At 65.7% G+C, this 1,788-nt stretch carries 1 protein-coding gene; it reads right to left on the bottom strand.

Annotated elements, in window-relative coordinates; all coding sequences use genetic code 11:
- Positions 1 to 1,609: serine/threonine-protein kinase (locus GM1_RS21220; protein WP_052005506.1), on the bottom strand; the 1,609-nt coding region annotated here is incomplete at its 3' end.
- Positions 1,610 to 1,788: the final 179 nt, after the last annotated feature.

Genomic DNA, 1,788 nt, shown 5'->3' with positions numbered 1-1,788 from the left:
GCCCTGACTTGATATTGAACTCGGTCTTCGCCGTGGACGACGACAGTTCGCTCTGCGAGGCAAGCCCCGCCGTGTCCGCGTCTGCAAACGCCGCGATCCGAACTTGGTAGAGCATGTCCTCGCCGTCCTGCTTCTGACAGAGGATCATCGACGACGGGTGCGATGTGGAGAAGTCGGGCCCCGAGCCGCGGCACTTCATCGCCTCGAAGCCGTTGGTGCTGACCGGAGTTGCCGGCACCAGTTCGGGGAACATTTCCGCCACCTCACGTAGTGCACCCCAGGTCAGCGTCACATTGACCGGATCTGAGGAGACGAAATCGGAGCCTCCTCGAGAAGTGCTCCGCGCCGCGACTGCGTACACGTGCTCCCCCGGCAGCGGCGCACTCAGGACGACGTTGGTGTCACTGACGGTGCGCACCACAACATCGTCTTCCATGACCACGTACTCATTTGCGCCGGAGACTCTGTCCCAGGACAGTTCCACGCCCTGCGCCGATGATTCCGCAGTGAAGTCGGTCGGGGTGTCGAGCGCAGCGCCGGAGAGCCACAAGAACCCCGCGCCGATGCCGACCACTGCCGCAACAGCAATCGCCGCCGTCGCCAGGACCGGAGTCCTTCGGTACCACTTCACCGGTGACGGCGGCTGCGGGCTCTGGAAGGCGCCCGTCTGTGCGAAGTTCGGAGCGAACGCGGCCGGATTCCCCTGGCGGACCGGCGCGCCCGGAGTGTTCGCGAACGACGGCGGAACCACCACGGCTCGGCCCTCGAACAGGGCGATTCGCAGTGCGTGCGCAAACGCCCCACACGTCGGGGGACGCTGGCTCGGGTCCTTCGCGAGTCCAGCGGCCAGGATCGCGTCGACGGCAGGCGGCAACGACCGATTACGTTCGCTGGCCCGCGGCGGCTCCGCGAACATGTGCGCCGTCATCAAGCCCTGCAAGCTCTGCGAATCGTACGGCGAGCTGCCGGTGAGCAGCTCGAACGCTGTCGCAGCGAGCGAGTAGAGGTCGGCGCGGCCGTCCACCGCACGACCGTCGATCTGCTCCGGGGAGCAGTAGCGCATCGTGCCGACAGTGGTCCCTGTGCCGGTGAGGTTGCCTTCTGCGTCGCCGATCGCCTGCGCGATGCCGAAGTCGGTCACCTTGATGGCCTCGGGGAAGATCGGATCCGGGCCGGGAGTGATGAGGATGTTCGCCGGCTTCACGTCACGGTGCAGGATTCCGTTGCGGTGAGCGACGTCGAGCGCCGCGGCGACGCCGTCGACGATGTTGGCGACCAACCGGGAGTCGAGCCCGCCCGGGGACTGTTTGATGATCCGCGACGCGTCGGTGCCCGGCACCATCTCCATCGCGATCCACAGCAGATCGTTCAGCACACCGCGGTCGTAGACGCGCACCAGATTGGGGTGTGTCAACGGCGCGACGAGGTCGGCTTCCCGCTCGAACCGCGCCCGCACGACGGGGCTGTCCGCGTGTGCGGAGCGCAGGACCTTCAGCGCGTCACTGCGCGGCAGACGCGGGTGCCGAACCCGGTACACCTCGCCCATGCCGCCGGCTCCGAGCACCGATTCGACCCGGTACCCCGCGATCTCTTCCCCGACTTCGAACATGCGCCGCATGCTACCGGGTCTTCTCAATTCGACCGTGCCCACACAACTGACCGAACGACTCTCGCCTACTGCTGATCGTCAGTTCGTCGAGCGAACTCGAGCCCCCTCGAATCCCCGTTGATCGAACATACGTTTCTGTCAGAGGTGATCTATATCATGTAGTTAGTTTCCGGTTGACG

Origin of the sequence: Gordonia malaquae NBRC 108250, from assembly GCF_000344135.1 — a bacterium.
Taxonomy (GTDB): Bacteria; Actinomycetota; Actinomycetes; order Mycobacteriales; family Mycobacteriaceae; genus Gordonia; species Gordonia malaquae.
The sequence above is the reverse complement of the archived record's forward strand: the minus strand, read 5'-3'. Positions and strand labels throughout refer to the sequence as shown.